We start from the raw sequence: 23,933 nt of genomic DNA, 5'->3' as shown, positions 1-23,933 counted from the left end.
TGTGTCCCTGCTCGCTTTAACGAAATTACCAGCTTATGCAATTCACTGGAAAATTGAAGACTTGGCATGATGATCGCGGCTTCGGTTTTATCGAGCCAAACTTAGGAGGCCAAGAAATTTTTGTGCATATTAAATCTTTCCCATTGGGTACTGGGCGGCCTAAAGTTGGTCAGCAACTTGTTTTTGAAGTTGCCATGGGCAAGAATGGCAAAAAGAATGCACACTCCGTTCAATACCCAGTTCGAAGTCGGGTAGCCAACAAACAAAAGCCTGAGTTATCTGCGGACTGGACATTGACTCGAATAGCATCTATTCCAGGTTTTATGATGATCTATGCGTTTGTTGCTTGGAAATGGAGCTTTGTACCTGCTGTATTCATCGTATACATCGCTTTAAGCCTAACCACCTTCTTGGTATATGCCTTTGACAAATCTGCTGCTGTCGCAGGTCGCTGGCGTACACAAGAGGGCACACTGCATATGCTTTCTCTGGCTGGCGGCTGGCCAGGCGCTCTACTTGCTCAACAGTTGTTGCGACACAAAACGAGTAAAGACAGCTTTATTGCCGTGTTCTGGGCAACAGTTGCATTAAATGTTTGCGGCTTCATTGCTTGGCATGCTGGGCTATTGCCGTTTCCGCAGCCGACAAGACTGTTTGGATAAATCCACGTGCACTGAAAGTGCGTGGTTGAAATTTAACCAACTATCCAGCGGAGACCGTTGGGCACTTGAATCAGAAATTTTTTGGCAACTGCGCGCGCGGACTCGCTTTAAATTTCCAAAACCTCTATCGCGTGTGTTTTCACAAAGATTTCTGAGGCAAATGCACGATGGTAGGCCGCAGGTGCAAAAGGTAGTGTGCGACGGTTGCGGGCCAACCCTTCGACAGCCTCAGGGCGAACGGTAGTGTTGCCACAAACATAGTTGGCGTGCGCCACGAAGAATGAAAATGGGGTCAGAGCCCAATTTCGTCTCGGCTTGAATTCGCACCGGATAGATGAATGTCTTGAATTGGGATCTGACCCCATTTTCATTCTTCGCTATGCATTTAATAGCACTCCGCGCAATATCCATACCGGCTACTTGCCCAAAAAGCTCTAAAAATCTTAAGCTCTCACGCAATCAGCATAGTAGCGCTTCACGCCGTCTTTGCCGACTTCTTCTACCAAGCCGTGGATATCGTTTTCGAAGCCGGGGCATTCTTTGGCGAATTCTCGGTTGAATTTGAGATAGTCCACGATGCGTTTGTTGAAAACTTCGCCGGGGATGAGGAGCGGGATGCCGGGTGGGTATGGCGTGACGAGACCTACTGTGATGCGGCCTTCTAAGTTGTCAATCTCTACGCGGTCTGTTTTGCGTCTTGCGATATGCGCATATGCATCTGAAGGCGTCATCGCGGGCTCTAGGCTGGAGAGGTACATCTCTGTGGTGAGCCTTGCAATATCGTATTTGGCGTAAAGCTCATGCACATGCTGGCAGAGATCTTTCAGGCCCATGCGCTCGTAATGCGGGTGCTTTTGGCAAAACTCGGGGAGGATACGCCACATGGGTTGGTTGCGGTCGTAATCGTCTTTGAATTGCTGGAGCGCGGCGAGCAGCGTGTTCCAGCGGCCTTTGGTGATGCCGATGGTGAACATGATGAAGAAGCTGTAGAGCCCCGTCTTCTCGATGATCACGCCATGCTCGGCGAGGAATTTGCTCACGATGCTGGCGGGGATGCCTGTCTTGGCGAATTTGCCGTTCAGATCCATGCCGGGGGTGACGATGGTGCTCTTGATCGGGTCGAGCATGTTGAAGCCTTCGGCGAGATTGCCGAAGCCATGCCAATTGCGGGCAACATGTTCGCCATTTTTCGTGGTGCGTGATTCGCCTTTGATGATCCAATCATCGGCCTTGCCTACGCCGTCTTCCACGAGCTTCTCAGGGCCCCAGACTTTGAACCACCAATCTTTGCCGTAATCTTCATCCACCTTGCGCATGGCGCGGCGGAAATCTAGCGCTTCTGCAATGCTCTCTTCCACCAGCGCTGTGCCGCCGGGTGGCTCCATCATGGCGGCGGCTACGTCGCAACTCGCAATGATGCTGTACTGCGGGCTAGTTGAGGTGTGCATCAAGTACGCTTCGTTGAACAAAGCGCGATCGAGCTTGCGGTTTTGCGCATCTTGCACGAGCACGTGGCTGGCTTGGCTGATACCGGCGAGTAATTTGTGTGTAGATTGCGTGGCATACACGACGGCCTCTTTCGGGCGAGCGCGCTTTTTGCCCATGGCGTGATAGGGGCCGTAGAAGGGATGGAAGGCGGCATGTGGCAGCCAAGCTTCATCGAAATGCAGATTCTCGACATAGCCATCGAGCATGCCTTTGATCATTTCGGTGTTGTAGAGCACGCCGTCGTAGGTGCTCTGCGTGAGCGTGAGCACGCGGGGCTTGATGGTGGCAGCGTCCACACCTTTGAGCAAAGGATTGGCCTTGATCTTGGCCATGATGCTGGCGGGCTCAAACTCTTCTTTGGGGATGGGGCCGATGATGCCGAAATGATTGCGTGTGGGCTTCAAGAAAACAGGGATCGCACCTGTCATCACGATCGCATGCAAGATAGATTTGTGGCAGTTGCGATCCACCACAACCACATCACCGGGCGCGACGGTGTGATGCCAAACCATTTTGTTGGAAGTGCTCGTGCCATTGGTCACGAAGAAGCAGTGATCGGCATTGAAGATGCGGGCTGCATTTTTCTCGCTCTCACCAATCGCGCCATCGTGATCGAGCAATTGGCCGAGTTCTTCCACCGCGTTGCACACGTCGGCACGGAGCATGTTTTCGCCGAAGAATTGGTGAAACATTTGGCCGATGGGAGATTTCAAGAAAGCCACACCACCAGAGTGGCCGGGGCAGTGCCAAGAGTAGGAGCCGTCTTCTGCGTAATCGAGCAGAGCTTTGAAGAATGGCGGCTGAATGCCCTCTAAATAGCTCTTAGCTTCGCGCGTGATGTGTTTGGCGACGAATTCGGGCGTGTCTTCAAAAGCATGCAAGAAGCCATGCAGCTCGCGCAAGATGTCGTTGGGCAGATGACGGCTGGTTTTGGTTTCGCCGTAGATGTAGATCGGCACATCGGCATTCTTGCGGCGCACTTCTTGGATGAAGGTGCGCAGGTTCAATACCGCTGGATCAAGATCAGGGCCTGGCGTGAATTCATCATCGTCCACGCTCAAAATAAAAGCGCTAGCGCGGCTTTGTTGCTGGGCGAATTGGCTCAAGTCGCCATAGCTGGTAGCGCCCAGCACTTCAAAATCTTCCCCCTCAATCGCCTTGGCCAAGGCGCGGATGCCCATGCCGGAGTTGTTTTCAGAGCGGAAATCTTCGTCAATGATGACAACGGGGAAGCGGAATTTCATGGCAGTAAGCCTTCAGGAAAAAGGTAGAACGCGAAGTGTAAGGACATTCTGTGTCTGTGGGCTTGCAAAAGGGATGATTTGCCCCAAAATGTGGTGCATCACACACATTGGAGGCCAGAGCCTTTCAATACTATTTATGGAGGCGCGAATGAGTGACAAAAGCCGCCAATCTAGGCGCACAGCGACGGTAAGGCTGGAGCCTTACCTAGATGAGCAACGACGAGTGGCGGCTTTTGCCACTCATTCCCGGAGGGTTGCGGCCAAAAAAGCCTCAGGCGGCGTTACGAAGCCTTGCCGGCAAGACCCCGGCTGCCAACGTGAGGCGATTGTTAAGCGCGCCTTGCCTGAGGCTTTTTTGACTCGCAACGCGCTCTCCATAAATAATATTGAAAGGCTCTAATATGGAGGCATCAACTTTTTGGTGGATCGCAGCGGCAGTTTTGGTGATTGCTGAGCTGCTCACGGGCACGATTTATCTGCTGGCTGTGGCTGTGGGCGGCGTGGCAGGGGCTCTTGCAGCTCATGCAGGTTTAGGGCTCACGGCTCAGATCGCGATTGCGGCCGTTGTGGGCACGATCACAACGCTTGCATGGCATTTCAGTAAAGCGAGGCAGCGCCGCGCGGAAGTAGCTCCCGCTCAGGCCAACTCGGATGTGAACCAAGACATTGGCGCGCAAGTCACAGTCACCGATTGGAATGCCGATGGCACAGCACAAGTGAGCTATCGTGGCGCGCAATGGACGGTGCTCGCTGCCGCAGGCGCTGATCGCTCAAGCGGCCAGCATCGCGTGAAAGAAGTCGTTGGCAATCGTCTAGTGGTAGAGAAGATTTAACTTTAGGAAGTGCATCATGGAAATCGCAATTGTTCTCCTCATCCTCGCGGTGATTTTTATTTCACGCACCGTGCGCATCGTGCCGCAGCAGCATGCTTGGGTGCGCGAGCGTTTGGGCAAGTACCACGACACGCTTACGCCTGGTTTGAATTTCGTTGTGCCCTTCATTGACAAAATTGCCTATAAGCACAGCTTGAAAGAAATCCCACTCGATGTGCCCAGCCAAGTGTGTATCACCAAAGACAACACCCAATTGCAGGTCGATGGTATTTTGTATTTTCAAGTGACGGATGCGAAGCTAGCCAGCTACGGTTCGAGCAATTACCTCATGGCAATTTCCCAGCTCGCGCAAACCACCCTGCGCAGCGTGATTGGTAAATTGGAGCTCGATAAAACCTTTGAAGAGCGCGCCACGATCAATCATTCGGTGATTGCAGCCATTGACGAAGCCGCTTTGAACTGGGGCGTGAAAGTCTTGCGCTATGAGATCAAGGATCTCACGCCACCGAAAGAAATCTTGCACGCGATGCAATCGCAGATCACCGCTGAACGCGAGAAGCGCGCACTGATTGCCGCCTCCGAAGGCCGCCGCCAAGAGCAGATCAATATTGCGACAGGTGAGCGAGAAGCAGCGATTGCCCGCTCAGAAGGTGAGAAGCAAGCTGCGATCAACAATGCAGAGGGGCAGGCCGAAGCGATCATCACCGTGGCTGAAGCGACTGCAAAAGGCATCGCATACGTAGCACAATCCATTGAGCGCCCAGGTGGCATTCAAGCGGTGCAGCTCAAAGTGGCTGAAAAAGCTGTGGAGGCCTATAGCAAGGTAGCTCAAGATGCAACCACCACCTTGGTCGTACCCGGTGATATGTCGCAAGTCTCTACGCTGATCGCTTCGGCCATGAAGATGACACAAGCCACGCAAGTTAAATAACCTTCGAATCATGAGCTTCGCCGCAAAAAATGTCTTGGGCACACCGCTTGTGCCCTGCTCGTATGACCCACTCACGGGCTACTACCGAGATGGCTGCTGCAACACCGATGAGCATGATCACGGCACGCATGTGGTCTGCGCACGCGTGACACAACAGTTCTTGGTTTTTCAGCTGCAGCGCGGCAACGACCTCATGACCCCGCGCCCTGAATACCGCTTTGCTGGCCTAGAGGCTGGAGACAGATGGTGCTTGTGTGCCAGCCGCTGGAAGGAAGCGCTGGAAGCTGGCTTAGCGCCTCCAGTGATCCTCGAATGCACGCATGCCAAGGCCTTGGATTTTGTGACGCTGGAGCAATTGCGCGCACATGAATACAAAAACGCAGCTGCAACGCCCAAATCCGTATAAATCAGCGATTTTTAAAGCGATTTAGCCCAATCGCAGGCATAGAATCTGCGCGGAGTGCTACTTATTTAATAGCATAACTCCATGTTAAAATTCCGGTTTGACACGCTGCGGAGGGATGGCAGAGTGGTTGAATGTACCTGACTCGAAATCAGGCGTAGATGCAAGTCTACCGAGGGTTCGAATCCCTCTTCCTCCGCCAACAGCACACAAAAAAAGCGCCTCACAAGGCGCTTTTTTCATGCTGCTGCTTTTGGCAGCAACACCAATTTTTCACTCGTGCGATCAAGTTTGCCTAGCTTTCGCATGTCCGTGATAGTGCGATACAAAGCTTCGTGGCTCACGCCCAGTTGAGCGGCCAAGGTTTTGATGCCAGTGTGGATGGTGTATTGGCCCTCATGCCCCTCGGTTTGGATGAGGTGCACCAAGCGTTCTTCCACCGAATGCAAACACAGCCGCTCGCATTGCGTGCGCAATCGCATGATTTCCGCGTTGAGTGTCAGCATCCAACGATTGGCAAAGCCAGAATCCTGAAACAGTGCATCACGCATCGCCTTGACCGGGATACGAATCACATGCGTCTCCTCAAGCGCGATGGCATCGCAGTGATAAGCCTGCACCATCAAACTCGCCTCGCTCACGAAGCCTTGCCGGCAGCGCTGCACGATCACATGCTCGCCATGCGCGCCTGAACGTCCGAGCGAAACCTCGCCACTTAAAACATAAAACATCCATTGCGGCACAGCGCCGATGGAAAACAAATGCTCGCCTTTGCGCACCAGCGCGCCATCGGCAAGCTGCTGAAGCTGGGTGGGCAAAAGCTCTTTCAAGCCTTGGGGAAGAATCGTACGATTCATATGATTTCAATCATATTGCTTTGAACGCCTCCTGACCATACTTGAATCTTAGCCACCGAAGACTTCGATGGGTCAATAGAAAGGGATACATGATGGACACTGCAATGAAAATTGAGATTGACAATCTTAAATGCGGAGGCTGCGAGGCCACCATTCTGAAGGGCTTGAATGCAATTCAAGGTGTGAGTCAGGTAAAGGTCGATCACGCGCATCAACGCGTGGAGGTGAACGCGCCAGAGGATTTGCGCGGCAAGATCACCGACGCACTCCAGCGCATGGGCTACCCGGAGCGGGGTAGCTTGAGTGGTTTGAGCGCTGGTTTGGCCAATGCCAAGTCCTTTGTCAGCTGCGCGATCGGGCGTGCAGCTTAATTCTTTATTTGAAGGAAAACGTCATGAAGAAACTCTTATTGATGGCTGCCGTGCTTGGTATCGCGGGGATGGCCTGGGCTGCCACTGCAACCACGGCTACACCCCAGGCAGATGTGGCTCATGCGCATCGCATGCACGGCATGGCATCTGGCCATGGTAAACAGCATGGGATGAAGGCTGAGCATCAGACGAGAGCTGGCCATGAACATGGCCACGGCAATATGCGCGGTATGGATATGTCACAACACCATGCCAAGATGGGCTGTGATGAATCCAAGCATAGCCACGCTGATCGAGGCCATCGCCATCAATAAAGCACGATATGAATGTCTCGGCAGAGACGTTCGTAAGTTTGGCTCAGGCGGTCAACTGAGTCAGCCCACCCATGTAAGAGCGAAGAACTTCAGGCACAGTCACGCTGCCGTCAGCATTCTGGTAATTTTCCAAAACTGCAACAAGTGTTCGGCCAACAGCTAGGCCTGAGCCATTCAAGGTGTGAACCAGTTCATTCTTGCCTTGCGCATTTTTAAAGCGCGTTTGCATGCGGCGAGATTGGAAGGCTTCGCAGTTGGAGCATGATGAGATTTCACGGAAGGTGTTTTGTGCAGGCAGCCACACTTCCAAGTCATAGGTCTTCGCAGCGCCAAAGCCCATGTCACCGGTGCAGAGCGCGAGCACGCGGTAGGGCAAGCCCAGCTTTTGCAAAATCGCCTCGGCGTGGCCTGTCATGGCTTCCAGCGCTTCATAGCTCTTATCGGGATGCGTGATCTGTACCATCTCCACTTTGTCAAACTGGTGCTGGCGAATCATGCCCTTGGTGTCTTTACCATAGCTGCCCGCTTCAGAGCGGAAGCAGGGGCTGTGGGCGGTGAGTTTGATGGGAAGATCGCTCTCAGCCAGCACTTGCTCGCGCACTGAGTTCGTCAACGAAATCTCGCTGGTGGAGATGAGGTATTGCTTAGCTGCAGTCTCATCACCTCCACGGCTCACCCAGAACATATCCTCTTCAAACTTCGGCAACTGCCCTGTGCCTTCCAGCACTTCACGGTTAACGATGTATGGCGTGTAGCACTCGGTATAGCCATGCTCATTGGTCTGCACATCGAGCATGAATTGCGCCAGCGCGCGATGCAGCTTGGCAATTTGGCCTTTCATGAAGGTGAAGCGTGCACCTGAGAGCTTCGCGCCGGTATCTGCATCCAAGCCAAGTGGTGAGCCCACATCGACGTGATCTTTCACAACAAAATCAAAAGTCTTCGGCGTGCCCCAACGGCGCACTTCCACATTGCCCTCTTCTCCGCCACCCACCGGCACGCTCTCATGCGGGAGATTGGGCAGTGTCATCAAAATAGCTTGCAGCTCAGCAGCGATTTGGTCATTGCGCGCAGCTGAAGTCTCCAGCTCCGCTTTAATCGCGCCCGTCTCCGCCATCACAGCATCCACACTCTCGCCTTTGGCTTTGAGCATACCAATGGATTTGGAAAGCGTGTTTCGCTTGTTTTGCAGCTCTTCAGTTCGCGTTTGAATCGTCTTGCGCTCAGCTTCGAGTGCGCTGTAAGCAACCACATCCAAATAAGGCTGAGGATTTTTGCGCTTTTGCAGCGCGGCGACGACCGAATCGAGGTCTTTGCGGAGGAGGTTGGGATCTAACATGTCTCAATTTTAAACGCTTTGTTCACTATGAAATTCATAGCTGTTTGCGCAGTATTTATGCCGGCAAAGTGTAGTTTTTGCGTGAATTCTTTGCCATAGAGCGGCTTTGTCTGCGCTTGGGCTATCCCCCTCCACGACTGTCCTCCGCCGGCTGCGCCGTCTCCCCCTTTATGTCGCTGCGTGAGACAACCCAATCACAGCAGAGGTCTCACCGGTATGCTGAAATTTTCGTTCGCCCACAGTTACTACCCAAAACAGTATTCGCGCACTGAGATTGGGACTTCCCTCGCCAACCAACAGCCTACGATGCCGGAGGGTGGTTGGGTTATCTCACGCAGCGACATAAAGGAGGAGCCGCAGGCGGGGGACAGTCGCGAAGTGAGGTAGCCCAAGCGCCCGCCGACATCGAAGGCGACGGAGCGCAAACAAGCTCAGACCGAATACTTGCCCAACTCATTCTTAGCAATCGCATTACGATGCACCTCATCCGGGCCATCAGCAAAGCGCAAAGTGCGAGCCATGGTGTAGGAATAGGCCAGCGGGAAATCGTCGCTCATACCGCCACCACCATGCACTTGCATCGCCCAATCAATCACTTGGCAGGCCATCGTAGGCGCCACCACTTTGATCATGGCGATATCGTTTTTGGCGAGCTTGTTGCCGCCCACATCCATCAGCCACGCCGTGCGCAGCGTGAGCAGGCGGGCTTGGTCGATTTTGCAGCGGGCTTCTGCAATGCGCTCCAAGGTCACGCCTTGCTGAGAAACGAGTTTGCCAAAAGCTGTGCGGCTGCTGGCGCGTTTGCACATGAGCTCTAGCGAGCGCTCAGCCAAGCCGATGAGGCGCATGCAATGGTGAATACGACCGGGGCCTAAGCGGCCTTGGGCGATTTCGAAGCCACGGCCTTCGCCGAGCAGCATGTTGGCGGCGGGCACTTTGACATTGGTAAACGTCATCTCGCAATGGCCGTGCGGTGCATCGTCGTAACCCATGACGGTGAGCGGGCGAATCACTTTCACGCCAGGCGCATCAGCGGGCACGACGATCATGCTTTGCTGGCTGTGGCGCGGCGCATCAGGATCGCTCTTGCCCATGGTGATGTACACCGCGCAGCGTGGATCGCCCGCGCCGGAGATCCACCATTTGCGGCCATTGATGAGATAGGTGTCGTCGGTTTGCTTTTCGATGCGGGTGGCGATGTTGGTGGCGTCAGATGATGCGACTTCAGGCTCGGTCATGGCAAAAGCAGAGCGCACTTCACCGCGCAGCAAAGGCTTGAGCCAACGATTGCGAATTTCATCTGAGCCATAGCGCGCCAGCGTTTCCATATTGCCGGTGTCGGGCGCAGAGCAGTTAAACACTTCGCTTGCCCAGAGCACGCGGCCCATGATTTCTGCGAGCGGTGCGTATTCTTGGTTCGTTAATCCTGCGCCGCCAAATTGTGGATCGCCGCCAAAGCCTGCGATTTCTGCGGTGTCGCGCGGGAGGAAAAGATTCCACAAACCTTGCTTTTGTGCGATGGGTTTGAGCTTTTCAATCGTTTGCAACGGCGTCCAGCGCTTACCAGCTTTGGTGTTGGCTTCAATTTCGTCAGCGTATGCTTTCTCGTTGGGATAAATGTGATCGTCAAAGAATTTGAGCAACTGAGCTTGCAGCTCTTGCACGCGAGGTGAATAAGAAAAATCCATTTTTATCTCCGGTGAGTTGTGTCGGTCAATTTGAGAATAGAACGCAAAACGCGCAAAAGTTACGCAAAAAACGCAGAAAAAGCCAAATCAAAGAGAGGCTTGAGTTGAAATATATTTATCTGCATTTCTGTTTTGCGTCTTTTGCGTTTTTTCTGCGCCTTTTGCGTTCTTTGGTTTGAGTGAAAACATCATGCCGCCTGCGCAAAACGCCAACCCATTTGCGCGAGCGGCTTCGCCCCAGCAGCAGAAGCAATGGCTTGCGCGCTTGAGGCTGTGCCGGTTTCAATCCGCTTGGCAATGCCTTGCAAGATCGCCGCCAAGCGAAACAGGTTGTAGGCCAAATAGAAATTCCAATCGGCTTGCAATTGCTCTGGCGTGGCCAGCTTTGTGCGCTCGCAATACATGCGGATGTAATCTGCTTCGCTCGGGATGCCAAGTGCCACGTGATCCAAGCCGCCAATGCCGCGAAACGCGCCAGGCGGGATATGCCAGGCCATGCAGTGGTAGCTGAAATCGGCGAGCGGATGACCAAGCGTGGAAAGCTCCCAATCCAGCACAGCGAGCACGCGCGGCTCTGTGGGATGGAAGATGAGATTATCTAGACGATAGTCGCCATGCACGATGCTGCTCTTGCTTTCGTCTTTGGCGCTCGCGGGAATGTTCGCGGGCAGCCATTCGATCAAACGATCCATCTCTTCAATCGGCTGCGTGATCGAGGCTTGGTATTGCTTCGTCCAGCGGCCAATTTGGCGCTCGAAATAGTTGCCGGGCTTACCGTAGCCAGCTAAGCCCTGCGCTGCGAAATCAACCGTGTGCAAAGCGGCTTGCACGCGATTCATCTCGCGGTAAATCTCGCCGCGCTCTTGGGGATTCATGCCTGGTAAAGCTTGATCCCAAAGCACTCGGCCTTCAACAAACTCCATGATGTAAAACGCGCGGCCAATCACCGATTCGTCTTCGCAGAGCGCGTACATCTTGGCCACAGGTACACCCGTGCCATGCAAGCCGCGCATCACGGCGAATTCGCGCTCTACCGCATGCGCTGAAGGCAAAAGCTTGGCTACTGGGCCTGGCTTGGCCCGCATCACATACGTCAGATTGGGCGTGATGAGCTTGTAAGTGGGATTCGATTGCCCGCCTTTGAACATCTCAACGGTTAAAGGCCCGGCAAAGCCTGCCACATGAGTTGCCATCCATGTGCTCAAAGCCGCGGTGTCGAAGGCATGCTTGTCTGAGACTTCACGCGTGCCAACAAAATGATCGAATCCCCCGCTCATTCTTGGTCTCCATTCCCAATGCGTTTCAAGCCTTCTCTGCTACGCACAATCAAGCCGCCGGGCTCCACGCGGATCAACTCTTCGCGCTCCATTTGTTTGAGCTCTTGATTCACGCGTTGGCGCGATGCACCCAGCAGCTGCGCTAATTCTTCCTGTGCGAGGTGCAGCCCAATACGCGTCTCTTCCTGATGCGAAAGGCTCGGCACACCATAGCTGCGCGCCAAATGCACGAGCTGCTTGGCCAAGCGTGCGCGCAAGGGCAAGGTATTGAGATCTTCCACCAAACCAAAAAGCAAGCGGATCAAGCGTGCATTGAGCCTCAGCAGCGCTTCGTACAACTCAGTGTGATCCGCCAAAATCTTGGTGAAATCGTTGCGCGAGACGCAGACCACCGTGCTCTCACCATGGGCGTAGCAATCATGTGTGCGCTGATCCCCATCAAAAATCGCCACATCACCAAACCATATACCCGGCTCCACATAGGTGAGCGTGACTTGCTTGCCAGACACCGAAGTGCTGGATATGCGAACAGCTCCTTTCGCGCAGGCCACCCATTCATCAGGCCGCTCGCCGCGCGCTGCGATCAGCTCACCATCGCGGTAGCGCTTCACATAGGCATAGCGCAAGATATCGTGGCGCAAACTAGGGGACAGGCTTGAAAACCAGCGCCCTGTGTTGATGGCCTCGCGCTCGTCTTGGGAGAGGATGGGTTCGTCTGAAATCATGTACTTTCCATTGTGCAGGTTGTTCTTGGCTAGGGTCTCTAAGGCTGTCACGAGAGTGTCTGTGCTAAATGAGACAATACACCCTACATGACCGAACCCCTTGCCCCACCTTTGAATATCCCATTTTCCTCTGTCGGCCTGGCCGAGCCGATTTTGCGCGCCGTAGCCGAAAAGGGTTACACCACGATGAGCCCGATTCAAGCGGCAGCCATTCCGCATGTGCTCGCAGGCCGCGATGTGATGGGTGCAGCGCAAACGGGAACGGGGAAAACCGCCGCCTTCGTGTTGCCGCTTCTGCAGCGCATGCTCAAGCACGAGACTGCATCGCCTTCCCCCGCCCGCCATCCGGTGCGCGCCCTCGTGCTCACGCCAACGCGCGAGCTGGCTGATCAGATTCAAGACAACGTCAAGCTGTATGCCAAATACACGCAGCTGCGCTCGACTGTCGTCTTCGGCGGTATCGATATCAAGCCGCAAGTGGCCGAGCTGCGCAAAGGCGTAGAGATTCTCACCGCGACGCCCGGCCGCTTGCTCGATCACATCGAGATGAAATCCGCTGTGCTCAATCAAGTCGAATACGTCGTACTCGACGAAGCCGACCGCATGCTCGATATTGGCTTCTTGCCCGATCTGCAGCGCATCTTGAGCTTTTTACCCAAGCAGCGCATCACCCTGCTCTTCTCCGCCACGTTCTCGCCCGAGATCAAACGCTTGGCAGGCAGCTATTTGCAAAACCCGATTTTGGTGGAAGTCGCTCGGCCTAACGAGACTTCGGCCAACGTCGAGCAGCTCTTCTTCAGCGTGCATGAAGACGACAAGCGCCGCGTATTAAGACAGTTGGTACGCGAAAGAAATATCACGCAGGCCTTCGTGTTTTGCAACAGCAAACTTGGCTGCGCACGCCTTGCGCGCTCACTGGAGCGCGATGGTCTGCGCACCACCGCTTTGCATGGCGACAAGAGCCAAGATGAGCGTTTGAAAGCTCTGGAAGCCTTCAAAAAGGGCGAAGTGGATTTGCTGGTCGCAACAGACGTGGCCGCTCGCGGCCTCGATATCAAAGACGTACCTGCCGTATTCAATTTCGATATTCCCTTTAACGCCGAAGACTATGTTCATCGCATTGGCCGCACTGGCCGTGCCGGCGCTACTGGCTTGGCCATGAGCTTTGTAGACAGCGATGACAAGCGCTTGATCTCCGACATTGAAAAGCTGATCAAAAAGAAAGTGGAGTTCGCGCCGATTGAGCTTGAGGGTGAGGGCCCGCGCCGTGGCGATCGCTTTAACTCTGGCCGCCGCGCTTGGGGCGATGAAGATGATGCACCGCGCCGTGATGACCGTGGCTATGAGCGTCGCGAAGACACTCGCTCCCGCTACGCCAGCCGCCCAGCTCCGAAGCCAGTCGATCCCTTCTTTGATCGCCCCTACGAGCCGAGCACGCCAGAGCCCACAACCGCTACCAACAGCGCGGGAACAACGACTTCGCGCGTATCGGCCAATATCAAAACCAAAAAGAAAGTCGCTGCGCTGTTCAAGACCGGCGAGTGATTGAGCCGCTGCGATGCGTTTGGATGATTTACTCTTCAGCCAAGGCTTTGGTACTCGCCGTGTCTGCGCAGGCTTGATACAACAAGGATTTATCAAGGGCTTTGAGCAGTTTGCCGGCGCAGAACCTGCGCAGAGTGCTACTGAAATCATAGTAACTGATGGCATGCCTTTCAGCGTGCAAGGCAAGGCTTGGGAATACCACGAGCGCGCCTACCTCATGCTGCACAAGCCCGCAGGCTACGAATGCAGCCACCGCCCAGGCGCATGGCCCAGCGCCTACAGCCTGCTCCCCGCCCCGCTGCGCCAGCGCCCCACCAAAGGCGTGGTGCAAGGCGTGCAAGCCATTGGCAGGCTCGATCAAGACACCACAGGTCTACTGCTGCTCACCGATGACGGCCAATTTCTCCACAAAATGAGCAGCCCCAAGCACCATGTGCCCAAGGTCTACCAAATCACGACAGATCGCGAAGTCGATACCAAACAAATCGAAAAGCTCTTAGCTGGCGTGGTACTCAACGACGACCCCAAACCAGTCAAAGCCGCAGCAGCCGAGCAAACTGGCGAGAAAACCCTAGACATGACACTCACAGAAGGCAAATACCACCAAGTCAAACGCATGATCGCCGCTGTGGGCAATCATGTCGTTGCCCTGCATCGCTCGCAGATTGGTAACTTGGTTTTGAATGAAGATTTGCCTTCTGGCCAATGGCGCTGGTTAAGTGCCTCGGAGCTTGAATCGCTCAGCAAGAAGTGCTAAGCACGATTCGCTGCGCGCTCGCATCAGGCGACAGGGTTCGCCCCAAAACCTTCTGATCCTGAATATGTGAATAATGGTGTCACTATTTTTATCACCCACCATCAGGAGAGAAGCATGGCAAGCACAGCAAAAACAACGCGCGCCAAGGCACCCAGCGCAAAGCCTGCAACGGCTGCCGTCAGGGGTGAGCAATATGTAGTGACCAAAAGAAAAGCACGCGCAACTGTGGTGCGTGCAGAGGCTTTGAAAGATATTGCTAAGAGCGTGAGCTCAGCCAGTCAATTGAGCCATCCTGTGAAAACACTGCTGGCGGGTGCATCCGAAGATGAAAAGCGAGCCCTGCTCAAAACACTCTCCGCCCCGAAAGCGCGACCCTTGGGCGATCTTGATCCCGATGAAGAACTTTCCCCTGACTGGCGCAAAGGCAGTTACCCTTACAAGAACCTGCTGTCCCGCCATACCTACGAAAAGCAAAAGTATCGCTTGCAAGTGGAGCTGCTCAAACTGCAGGCATGGGTGAAGCAATCCGGCCAGCGTGTCGTTATTTTGTTTGAGGGGCGAGATGCGGCGGGCAAGGGAGGCACGATCAAACGCTTCATGGAGCACTTGAATCCGCGTGGTGCGCGCGTGGTGGCTCTTGAAAAACCTTCGGATCAAGAGCGCGGCCAGTGGTATTTTCAGCGCTATATCCAGCATTTGCCCTCCAAGGGCGAGATCGTGCTGTTTGACCGCAGTTGGTACAACCGCGCTGGCGTAGAGCGCGTGATGGGCTTTTGCAATCAGGCCGAATACGATGAATTTTTGCGCCAAGCGCCAGAGTTTGAGCGGCAGCTTGTGCGCTCAGGTATTTATGTGATCAAGCTTTGGTTCTCCGTCAGCCGAAAAGAACAGCGCCGCCGCTTCAATGAGCGCAAAGCGCATCCGCTCAAGCAATGGAAGCTCTCTCCGATTGATATGGCGTCGCTAGACAAATGGGATGACTACACTTTGGCCAAAGAGGCGATGTTTGTGCACACCGATACCTCAGATGCGCCATGGACGGTCATCAAATCTGATTGCAAAAAACGTGCACGTCTCAATGCCATGCGCTATGTATTGCATCGGATGCCATACGACAAACGCGAGCTGGCCACCATTGGCGTGGTAGATCCTCTGGTGGTGGGCAGGCCTTCCTTGGTCAAAGGCCAAAGCGATGATCTGATCAGCCCAAGCGATAAACCGGCAGAGATGTAAAGCGCAAATGTATCAAGCCTGCCTGCCCGGCTTTTGAGCCTGCTCGCATGCAACCTGCACCAACTCGCGCCGTCCGCCATCGACTCGTACAGCGCTCAAGCAGCCTCCCCACACGCAGCCTGTATCGAGGGCGATGAGATTGGGCCGATTGATCAAACCTAATGTGCTCCAGTGGCCGAAAGCCATGGGGGTGTTTGCTGTGGCTCGGCTGGGAATTTCAAACCACGGCAGATAGCCTTCGGGTGCTGAGCCCGCGCCTTCTTTACTGGCAAATTCCATCTTGCCTTGCACAGTGCAAAAGCGCAGCCGCGTCAGAGCATTGATGATCACACGCAGGCGCTCCGTGCCTTTCAAATTCTGATGCCATTCGGCAGGTTCGTTGCCATACATGTGCTCAAAAAAATCTCGGCTGTCGTTTTGCCGAATCGCGGTGCTCACCTGCGTGGCAAGTTCGATCGTCAGTTGCGTGCCCCAGCTGGGTAACACACCTGCATGCACCATGAGGATGCCCTCGCGATATACCGCCAAATCCCGCCAGCGCAGCCACTCGAGCAAAGGTTCAGCATCAGGAGCCGCCAAGAGCTCATCCAGCGTATCGTTCTTGTGCAGCGGGCGTGCACCAGCAGCCACTGCCAAAGCATGCAGATCATGATTTCCCAGCAAGCATTGCGCAGCCGTGCCCAGCGCTTGAAGCCTGCGCAGCACTTTGAGCGAATCTGGCCCGCGATTGACCAGATCGCCAAGCAGCACCAGCTGATCGCGACTGGGTGAAAAATTAAATTCATCCAGCAGCCGCCCCAGCGCCGCATCGCAACCTTGCACATCGCCGATCAGGTAAAGTGACATCTTCCGAGATTAACAAGTTTTCAATGGATTTCCTACTCATCGCCCTGCTCACGCTGATCAACGGCGCTTTTGCTATGAGCGAAATGGCCTTAACAGCCGCCAAGAAGGTGCGGCTCACTGCCATGGCTGAGAGTGGCGACGATGGCGCGAAAGCTGCGCTGGAATTGGCAGACAAGCCCACCACGATGCTCTCCACGGTGCAAATCGGCATCACCTCGATCGGCATGCTCAATGGCATTGTGGGCGAGGCAGCCTTTAGCGACGGGGTGCAGCAGTTTTTGATGCAACTGGGCATGGGTGAAAAATTGGCCTCACCAACAGCGACCACGCTCGTGGTGATCGTCATCACTTTCATCACCTTGATCTTTGGCGAACTCGTGCCTAAGCGCATTGGCTGGGCCTATCCAGAGGCCGTGGCGCGCGTAGTGGCCAAGCCCATGCTGTGGCTGGCGAAAGTGGCGAGCCCCTTCGTCAAGCTGCTCACGATGAGTACCTTAGGCGTTTTGAAACTGCTGCGCATCCGCACCGATCAAAGCCGCAGCGTGACGGAAGCCGAAATCGCTGCGAGTTTGGATGAAGGCTTGGATGCTGGCGTGATTGAAGAGCACGAGCGCCAGATGGTGCAAAACCTGTTTCACTTGGACGATCGCCCACTGATTTCCATCATGATTCCGCGCTCGGATATTGAGTGGCTGGATGCGGATTGCAGCGTGCAAGATGCGCTGCGCAAAGCGGGCGGCACAGCAGATACCAACAGCAAGACTTCACACAGCTGGTATCCCGTATGCCAAGGCGGGCTCGACAATATCGTGGGCATCGTCAGTGTGGCGAGGCTGCTGCGCCAGCAAACCGGCAACACGGGGCAAACAGTGGGCGAATTAGCCACGCCTGCGGTCTTTATCCCCGAAACACTCAGCGGCATGGAGCTACTGGAGCAATTCCGCCAACAATCCGCGCGACTGGTGTTCGTGGTGGACGAATACGGCGTGTGCCAAGGCCTGCTCACGCCGCGTGACTTGCTCGAAGCCATCACGGGCGAGCTCAAACCGCAAGTCGCCGCCGACGCCTGGGCCACGCGCGAGGCAGATGGCGCATGGAAGCTTGATGGCTTGATGCCCGTAGCCGAGCTGAAAAGCCGTTTGGACATTGAGGAAGAGTTGCCCGATGAAGAAGAGGGGCACTACAACACCCTCGCCGGCCTTCTCATGGCTGTGGCCGGACATTTGCCTGCACAGGGTGAGGCGATTGAAGTGGGTGGCTGGCGCTTTGAAGTCACTGCTCTTGAAGGCCGGCGTGTGGATCGTGTGAGGGCTAGGAAGATTGCTCTCGCTTGAGCTTGACCAAGATATTAAGTTAGCATTAAGCATGAATGATCCAGTTTTTGTATGCCCACATTGTGGCAATAAGACCCCTCACCGATCAGTTTTCTCACATAGCTATGTTGGCGATTGGTATGGGACTAATGGCAAGCTTACTGACGATCCACCCACTTCAAATTATTCCGGTTATTCCTGTACGACATGTGGCGACCTCAGCATTTATGAGACTCACGACTTTGACACTGGTGATGAGCCGACACTGGTGTTTCCATCTGGTGTCGATCTGGACGACTCCATACCCGAAATAGTCGCGAGTAACTATCGCGAATCGAAGCGTGTTCAGAAAGTCTCTCCAAACGCTTTCGCAGTTTTGATTCGCCGTTCTTTAGAAGCTCTTTGCGATGACAGAGGGGTTGCTCCAGGTAGCCTGCACGCGCGCTTAAAAACTCTTGCAGATAATGGCGAGATTCCCCCTGTTCTTGTAGAAGTAACTGATGTGCTAAGAACACTCGGAAATTCAGGAGCGCACAATACAGGTCAGAAGGTAACTGTACCTCTAACTTGGCAGATGGACAAGTTCTTTAGAACACTTGTCGAATACGTGTATGTTGCCCCTAAGAAATTGAAAGAGTTTCGGATAAGTCTAGAAACAAGTGAAGCACCGTAATGCAAATACTCAAGTCATGTATTTTGTGAGTATCAAACATCAATCCGCTACGCAATGGGTCTGAAAAAACGAAGACTGTCTCGGTCGGGCGCGGCCAATAATGTAATCATCGCTACAAATGATGGCAGCTCGGGAAACCATGCACGGAATGCTTTAAAAGACAGTCCTCGGCTTTTTCGGGCACGTTGCATGGCAGGTGAGCGGGTGGTGTGAAGGCGAAGCTGCTGTGTGCTCAGGTGCTTCATGGAATGCAGATACTCTTAAATTGATAGCACTATGCGCAGGTAATATGCCGGCTATATGGCGTTTCTCCTTTAAAAATCCCACCAAGGCAGTGTTTCAGTCATCTTCAGCACTTTGCCGCTTTGCAAAGGTAAGTATCCGACCATTGCAGATAACTCTTTCAACCACGCAGCGCTTTTGAGTTGCTTGGCTAGCAACTGAACCGCCGGATCATCCAAAGCCTGAGCATGGCAGACCAAGGCGTAGCGCTCTTGCACGAGGGGCACGAAAGCTTGGCCTTGTGCTGCGGCCTCTATACCCAAGGCCACATCAGCAATGCCTTGCGCCACAGCGAGTGCTGCGGCTTGATGTGAGGGCTCGGATTTTTTATAGCCTGTGATGGCGGATTTGGCAATACCCTGCTCTGCTAGCAATTCGTCGAGCAATACACGCGTGCCTGTACCTGCGGGGCGATTGACGAAGCGTAGGCCGCGCTTGGCGACATCAGCCAAGCTTTTGATTTTGAGTGGATTGCCTTTGGCGACGATCAAGCCTTGGCTGCGCTGCACGAAGCCTAGGATTTTGTGTTGACCGGGGATGAGCAAAGGCTTGTAGGTGCGTGAGGCAAGCGAGTCTGCTTGTGCAGGCAGGCGCGTGTGAAAACCGGCGACCAAGCAGCGCCCATCATTCAAAGCTCTGAGCGCATCTAAGCTGCCAGTGAAGTTGACATCCAAATGCAGTTTAGATTTCGCCGCATGCACACGTAGGCGAGAGAGGGCTTCGTCGTGGCTGGCGTGTAGGGCAATCACGTGAGCGCTGGGATCAAAGGCGAGCGCCAAGCCGCGCTCCAACTCGGCTTGCAGGGCTTCGATTTGCGGAGCAAGTCTAGCCAAGGCTTGCGCTTCAGCATAGATGAGGCGCTGAGCAAAAGCAGTGAGCTGCGCGGCTTGGCCGCGCTCCCACACCAAGAGCGGCTGCCCCAGCTCTTTTTCCCAGCGCTTGAGTTCGCCCCAGACATGGCGATACGAGAGCCCCAGCGCCTTGGAAGCTGCCAAGATGGAGCCATGCTGAGCGACGGTTTGCAACATCGCAATCATGGGATTACTCAAGCCGCCTTGCTGGGCTTTGCTTGGGTTGAAGTTGTAGGCGAGTTGGACTTGCTGCATTTGTTCTTAGTGTATTGCTGTTGCTTCGATTTCGGTGGGATCGCACGACCTGCACGCTTTGCTCCGTGTCCCCCAGCGGCGTTTAAGCTTGGTTTTTCTCCGGCAGTTTAGCTTCGCCGCTTCCTCCTTTACCTACGCAAAGCGCACAGGTCGCGCGATCTTGCGAGAGGGTTAGTGTGCAAAGAAAGAAGACAGAATTCACTACTGATTTTTCGCAGCCATCGACATGGTGCATCCACCGCAGCGAAATAAAGGGGGGAGACGGGCAAAGCCCGGCGGAGGACATTCGCGGAGGTGGGTGCGCCGTGGCGAGGGCGGGCTCAGAGGCTATCTACGAGCGAAACATGAGTAAACCCCTCAGCCAGCGCGAGGAAAAGCAACAAGAGCACAATGCATCTATGACAGAAAAATTCCAAAAATCCTTGATGTGGTTTCGCCGCGATCTGCGCGCTGATGATAATGCTGCGCTTTATCACGCGCTCAAAAGCAGCAAGCAGGTGTATTGCGTATTCGTGTTTGACAAAGAGATATTGGATTTGCTGCCCAAAGCAGACCGGCGTGTGGAGTTCATCCGCGAATCTTTGGTAGATCTGAAAACGCAATTGGAGAAGATGGCTGGTAAAAAAGCACCGCATCTGATCGTGCGTCATGCTTGGGCGAATGATGAAATTCCGCGCTTGGCTACTGAGCTGGGCGTGCAGGCTGTGTTTACTAACCATGACGATGAGCCGCAGGCGATTGCGCGGGATACACAGGTGCGCGGCGCTTTGGCTAACGCGGGAGTGAGTTTTCATACATACAAAGACCATGTGATTTTTGAGCGCAGCGAAGTGCTCACTTTGAGCGGTGGTTCGTATGGTGTGTTCACGCCCTATAAAAATGCTTGGCTCAAAAAGGTCGATGATTATTTTCTAAAGGCTTATCCAACGGAGAAATACGCAGCGCATTTGGCAGCTGCGCCTGCTCATCTATCGCAAAGCGTGCCTACGCTTGAAGTGATGGGTTTTACGAAAACGAATCTTGAAACTTTGAAAATCCCAACAGGTAGCACAGGTGGCCAGGAGCTGTTCAAAGACTTTTTATCTCGCATCGATCGTTATGACGAAACGCGCAATTTCCCTGCCGTGAAAGGCCCGAGCTATTTAAGCGTGCATCTGCGCTTTGGCACGGTGAGCATTCGCCAGCTCGCGCGTGAGGCGCATAAGCGCGCCTTCCCGCGAGCGGGCATGGGCGAAGGCACGGCTGGCACGGAAGGCGCAAGGGTGTGGCTTTCCGAGCTGATTTGGCGCGACTTTTATGTGCAGATCTTGCATCACCATCCGCATGTGGCTAAGCGCGCTTTCAAGAAAGAATACGACGCGATTGAGTGGGAGAAAGGGAGTGTTGCCAATGCGCTTTTCAAAGCTTGGTGCGATGGGAAAACGGGCTACCCCATCGTCGATGCCGCGATGCGCCAATTGAACGAGACAGGCTACATGCACAACCGCCTACGCATGGTGGTGGCGAGTTTTCTCACCAAAGATCTGGGGCTGGATTGGCGCTGGGGGGAGAAATACTTTGCAGAGCAGCTCAACGATTTTGATTTGAGCGCGAACAATGGCGGCTGGCAATGGGCTTCAAGTAGCGGGTGTGACGCGCAACCCTACTTTCGGATTTTTAATCCGACCAGCCAGAGCGAAAAATTTGATGCGCAAGGTAAATTCATTCGCCGCTATGTACCAGAGCTCGCTAAGCTGCCCGATGCAGCTCTGCATGCGCCTTGGGATGCGAAGCCAGTAGATATCGCGGCCAGTGGCGTGAAGCTGGGTGTGGATTACCCGCTGCGCTGCGTGATTCATGACGAGGCGCGGGCGAAGACGCTGGAGCGCTATTCCGTGGTGAAAAAAGCAGCGAAATAGGCAGTTCGCCGGTATAGAATCTGCGCGGAATGCTATTTATTTAATAGCAAATGAGTCATGCATCTTCAAGGCAGATTCATCAGCTCCAGCAGTTCTTTCACTGCATCCGCATCATCCAGCGCAATCAGCCCCGGCGCATTGCCCACCACACCTTCCACGCGATGCGCGGGCTTGAGCTGAAGCACCAGAACATTGGCTTGCTTGGCATGCGGCGTGGCAGAGATCAAAGCAGAGAGCGGTAGTTTGGTGCGCTCTTGCCGCGTCGAGATGAAGCCGCTTTTACGGTTGGCTGTGAGCCGCAAAAAATCACCTTGAAAGCGCAGCTCGCCTCGCCCAATAAAGCCTAAAGCACCAGGTTTCATCAAGCTACCGCCACAATTCATCAAGAAGCTTGGCCAAATACCGGATGCGGGCGGCGAGACGGCTTGTTTGTGCAGGCTTTCTGCATCGGCCATTTCAAAGCGATCTGCGAGCAATTGCGCTACTGTCATGTCGTGCCCATCGCTGCGACGCACGTGAAGACTGTTATCAATCAGCTTTTTAATACGCATGCCTACGATCGTTTTTCGATCGTAGGGACCCAGTTGGCGTTCACCAATGAGCAGGTGGTAGCGATAGGGCGAATCAGCACGCATAGTGCAAATTAGTTTACGCCAAACGGTGTGACTATTTTGTCAAAACCGCCCCCGCTTATCCCCCGCCAACCCGCGCCAGTCTTAGTAAGCCAGGCGTTCGAGTGACAATTTTTGTCCGCACAGCTCCAGCACGGCATCGAGCGAAGGCGTTTGCGCTTTGCCCATGAGGAGCACGCGCACGGGCATGGCGAGCTGAGGCATTTTCAGGCCTGTCTCGGTGAGTGTTTCTTTCACGGCATTGGCAAGAGCCGCTTTGTTCCACTCGCAGTTTTGCAACTTGGCGGCGAGCACTGCAACGGCCGGCTTCACGGCCTCGGTCACATGCTGCGTGTAGTCTGCTTCGTTGCGCTGTGGTGTGGAGTAGAAAGCGGATGCCCAATCGGCGAGCACCTGCGTGGTTTCACAGCGGTCTTTGAACAGGGCGCAAATCGCTGGCAAGCGCTCGTCTGGGGTGATGCTGCGCTTGGTCAGTTGCTCGGTAACGAGCTTGGAGAGGCGCTGATCATCAGCGAGCTTCATGTAATGCTGGTTCACCCATTTAAGCTTTGCGCCATCCCATTGCGCGGGGCTGCGCGAGAGGTGTTTGCCGTCGAACCAACTGGTGAGCTGTTCGCGCGTGAAAAGCTCATCATCGCCGTGGCTCCAACCTAGGCGCGCTAAGTAGTTGATCATGGCTTCGACGAGATAGCCTTCATCACGATACTGCGTCACACTCACCGCACCGTGGCGCTTGGAGAGTTTCTCGCCATCTGGCCCCAAGATCATCGGCACATGACCATAGACGGGCAGCGGCGCGCCTAAAGCGCGCAAGATGTTGATCTGGCGCGGTGTGTTGTTCACATGATCGTCGCCGCGAATCACATGCGTCATACGCATGTCCCAATCATCAACGACGACGCAGAAGTTGTAGGTGGGCGTGCCGACCGTCTCACCAGTTTTCGCGCCTTCTTCACTGACTGGGCGGGCGATGATCAGATCATCCAGCTCATCATTGCTGATCGAGATTTGGCCTTTGACCATGTCTTCCCAAACCACATCGCCGCCTTGTGGGTTTTTAAAGCGCACCACAGGGCGGATGCCTGCGGGCGGCTGCGGCAACGTCTTGCCAGCTTCAGGCCGCCACCTGCCGTCATAACGCGGCTTCTCGCCTCGCGCTTTTTGCGCTTCGCGCATCGCATCGAGCTCAGCAGGTTGGGTGTAGCAGTAATACGCCGTGCCGTTTGCAACCATCTGCGCGATCACTTCGCGATAGCGCGCCATCCGCTTCATTTGATAAAACGGGCCTTCGTCGTACTTCATCTCCAGCCAATCCATGGCTTCAATGATCTGAACGACCGCCTCTTCGGTGGAGCGCGCTTCATCGGTGTCTTCAATACGCAAGATGAACTGCGCATCAGCGCCTAACGCTTTGTGATGCTGCGCGAATGCCCAGCAGTAAAGCGCTGTGCGGGCTGTGCCGAGATGCAAGAAGCCAGTAGGAGAAGGCGCAATGCGCGTGCGGATCGTTGTCATA

22 protein-coding genes and 1 tRNA gene are annotated in these 23,933 nt (G+C 54.5%); 13 read left to right on the top strand and 10 right to left on the bottom strand.

What is annotated here, in order from left to right:
• The first annotated feature begins 35 nt into the window (after nt 1-35).
• Complete coding sequence (locus KIH26_RS03090) at nt 36-662, top strand: DUF1294 domain-containing protein (RefSeq protein WP_213442321.1); 627 nt, start codon at nt 36-38, stop codon at nt 660-662.
• 443 nt (nt 663-1,105) lie between these two features.
• Here KIH26_RS03090 and KIH26_RS03085 read toward each other — a convergent pair whose 3' ends face one another.
• Entirely contained in the window at nt 1,106-3,394 is a 2,289-nt protein-coding gene (locus tag KIH26_RS03085; protein ID WP_213442319.1) for an arginine/lysine/ornithine decarboxylase, read from the bottom strand.
• A gap of 401 nt (nt 3,395-3,795) precedes the next feature.
• Between KIH26_RS03085 and KIH26_RS03080 the strand changes: the two genes are divergently transcribed.
• The 4 genes from KIH26_RS03080 (at nt 3,796) to KIH26_RS03065 (ending at nt 5,763) form a co-directional block, all read left to right on the top strand.
• A complete protein-coding gene (locus tag KIH26_RS03080) occupies nt 3,796-4,227 on the top strand; it encodes an NfeD family protein (RefSeq protein ID WP_213442317.1) in 432 nt (143 codons plus the stop codon).
• Nucleotides 4,228-4,243: 16 nt separating this feature from the next.
• A complete protein-coding gene (locus KIH26_RS03075; protein WP_213442315.1) occupies nt 4,244-5,158 on the top strand; it encodes an SPFH domain-containing protein in 915 nt (304 codons plus the stop codon).
• A 10-nt stretch (nt 5,159-5,168) separates the two neighbouring features.
• On the top strand, nt 5,169-5,564 hold the full coding sequence (locus KIH26_RS03070) for a DUF2237 family protein (protein ID WP_213442313.1): 396 nt from the start codon (nt 5,169-5,171) through the stop codon (nt 5,562-5,564).
• 109 nt (nt 5,565-5,673) lie between these two features.
• Nucleotides 5,674-5,763 (top strand) — tRNA-Ser (locus KIH26_RS03065).
• Nucleotides 5,764-5,800: 37 nt separating this feature from the next.
• On the opposite strand, the gene KIH26_RS03060 is transcribed toward KIH26_RS03065, so the two are convergent.
• Nucleotides 5,801-6,418, bottom strand: coding sequence for a Crp/Fnr family transcriptional regulator (locus KIH26_RS03060; protein ID WP_213442311.1), 618 nt, complete (start codon nt 6,416-6,418; stop codon nt 5,801-5,803).
• 89 nt (nt 6,419-6,507) lie between these two features.
• On the opposite strand from KIH26_RS03060, the gene KIH26_RS03055 reads away from it, so the two are divergent.
• Both KIH26_RS03055 and KIH26_RS03050 read left to right on the top strand, forming a co-directional pair.
• Entirely contained in the window at nt 6,508-6,789 is a 282-nt protein-coding gene (locus KIH26_RS03055; protein WP_213442309.1) for a heavy-metal-associated domain-containing protein, read from the top strand.
• Nucleotides 6,790-6,812: 23 nt separating this feature from the next.
• Nucleotides 6,813-7,103 (top strand): hypothetical protein, encoded by a 291-nt coding sequence (locus KIH26_RS03050; protein ID WP_213442307.1) that lies wholly within the window; start codon nt 6,813-6,815, stop codon nt 7,101-7,103.
• Between the two features lie 43 nt (nt 7,104-7,146).
• On the opposite strand, the gene serS is transcribed toward KIH26_RS03050, so the two are convergent.
• The 4 genes from serS to KIH26_RS03030 form a co-directional block, all read right to left on the bottom strand.
• The gene (gene serS, locus KIH26_RS03045; protein WP_213442305.1) at nt 7,147-8,442 is read right to left on the bottom strand and encodes a serine--tRNA ligase; all 1,296 of its coding nucleotides are present in this window, start codon (nt 8,440-8,442) and stop codon (nt 7,147-7,149) included.
• A gap of 431 nt (nt 8,443-8,873) precedes the next feature.
• The gene (locus KIH26_RS03040; RefSeq protein ID WP_213442303.1) at nt 8,874-10,130 is read right to left on the bottom strand and encodes an acyl-CoA dehydrogenase family protein; all 1,257 of its coding nucleotides are present in this window, start codon (nt 10,128-10,130) and stop codon (nt 8,874-8,876) included.
• Between the two features lie 188 nt (nt 10,131-10,318).
• Nucleotides 10,319-11,407, bottom strand: a complete 1,089-nt coding sequence (locus KIH26_RS03035; protein WP_213442301.1) for a phosphotransferase — start codon at nt 11,405-11,407, stop codon at nt 10,319-10,321.
• The gene (locus KIH26_RS03030; RefSeq protein WP_213442299.1) at nt 11,404-12,132 is read right to left on the bottom strand and encodes a Crp/Fnr family transcriptional regulator; all 729 of its coding nucleotides are present in this window, start codon (nt 12,130-12,132) and stop codon (nt 11,404-11,406) included. Before KIH26_RS03030 ends, KIH26_RS03035 begins: the two co-directional genes overlap by 4 nt.
• A 111-nt stretch (nt 12,133-12,243) precedes the next feature.
• Between KIH26_RS03030 and KIH26_RS03025 the strand changes: the two genes are divergently transcribed.
• The 3 genes from KIH26_RS03025 to ppk2 all read left to right on the top strand — a co-directional run bounded on the left by KIH26_RS03025 (nt 12,244) and on the right by ppk2 (nt 15,667).
• Nucleotides 12,244-13,677, top strand: coding sequence for a DEAD/DEAH box helicase (locus KIH26_RS03025; RefSeq protein ID WP_213444628.1), 1,434 nt, complete (start codon nt 12,244-12,246; stop codon nt 13,675-13,677).
• A 13-nt stretch (nt 13,678-13,690) separates the two neighbouring features.
• A complete protein-coding gene (locus tag KIH26_RS03020; protein WP_213442297.1) occupies nt 13,691-14,434 on the top strand; it encodes a 16S rRNA pseudouridine(516) synthase in 744 nt (247 codons plus the stop codon).
• A 114-nt stretch (nt 14,435-14,548) separates the two neighbouring features.
• Nucleotides 14,549-15,667 (top strand): polyphosphate kinase 2, encoded by a 1,119-nt coding sequence (gene ppk2, locus KIH26_RS03015; protein WP_213442295.1) that lies wholly within the window; start codon nt 14,549-14,551, stop codon nt 15,665-15,667.
• A gap of 12 nt (nt 15,668-15,679) precedes the next feature.
• Here ppk2 and KIH26_RS03010 read toward each other — a convergent pair whose 3' ends face one another.
• Nucleotides 15,680-16,513, bottom strand: coding sequence for a symmetrical bis(5'-nucleosyl)-tetraphosphatase (locus KIH26_RS03010; RefSeq protein WP_213442294.1), 834 nt, complete (start codon nt 16,511-16,513; stop codon nt 15,680-15,682).
• A gap of 23 nt (nt 16,514-16,536) precedes the next feature.
• Here KIH26_RS03010 and KIH26_RS03005 point away from each other — a divergent pair, with 23 nt between their 5' ends.
• Both KIH26_RS03005 and KIH26_RS03000 read left to right on the top strand, forming a co-directional pair.
• Nucleotides 16,537-17,847: a hemolysin family protein gene (locus KIH26_RS03005; RefSeq protein WP_213442292.1), complete on the top strand. Its 1,311-nt coding sequence runs from the start codon at nt 16,537-16,539 to the stop codon at nt 17,845-17,847.
• 31 nt (nt 17,848-17,878) lie between these two features.
• Nucleotides 17,879-18,499, top strand: coding sequence for a DUF4145 domain-containing protein (locus KIH26_RS03000; RefSeq protein ID WP_213442290.1), 621 nt, complete (start codon nt 17,879-17,881; stop codon nt 18,497-18,499).
• 314 nt (nt 18,500-18,813) lie between these two features.
• Here KIH26_RS03000 and KIH26_RS02995 read toward each other — a convergent pair whose 3' ends face one another.
• Nucleotides 18,814-19,887 (bottom strand): substrate-binding domain-containing protein, encoded by a 1,074-nt coding sequence (locus KIH26_RS02995; protein WP_213442288.1) that lies wholly within the window; start codon nt 19,885-19,887, stop codon nt 18,814-18,816.
• A gap of 398 nt (nt 19,888-20,285) precedes the next feature.
• On the opposite strand from KIH26_RS02995, the gene KIH26_RS02990 reads away from it, so the two are divergent.
• Nucleotides 20,286-21,785, top strand: a complete 1,500-nt coding sequence (locus KIH26_RS02990) for a cryptochrome/photolyase family protein (protein ID WP_249661078.1) — start codon at nt 20,286-20,288, stop codon at nt 21,783-21,785.
• A gap of 65 nt (nt 21,786-21,850) precedes the next feature.
• Here KIH26_RS02990 and KIH26_RS02985 read toward each other — a convergent pair whose 3' ends face one another.
• Complete coding sequence (locus tag KIH26_RS02985) at nt 21,851-22,336, bottom strand: hypothetical protein (protein WP_213442286.1); 486 nt, start codon at nt 22,334-22,336, stop codon at nt 21,851-21,853.
• Between the two features lie 165 nt (nt 22,337-22,501).
• On the bottom strand, nt 22,502-23,932 hold the full coding sequence (gltX, locus tag KIH26_RS02980; RefSeq protein WP_213442284.1) for a glutamate--tRNA ligase: 1,431 nt from the start codon (nt 23,930-23,932) through the stop codon (nt 22,502-22,504).
• Nucleotide 23,933 lies beyond the last annotated feature (1 nt).

It is taken from the genome of Variovorax sp. PCZ-1 (assembly GCF_018413605.1).
Lineage (GTDB): Bacteria > Pseudomonadota > Gammaproteobacteria > Burkholderiales > Burkholderiaceae_C > JANMDU01.
The sequence above is the reverse complement of the archived record's forward strand: the minus strand, read 5'-3'. Positions and strand labels throughout refer to the sequence as shown.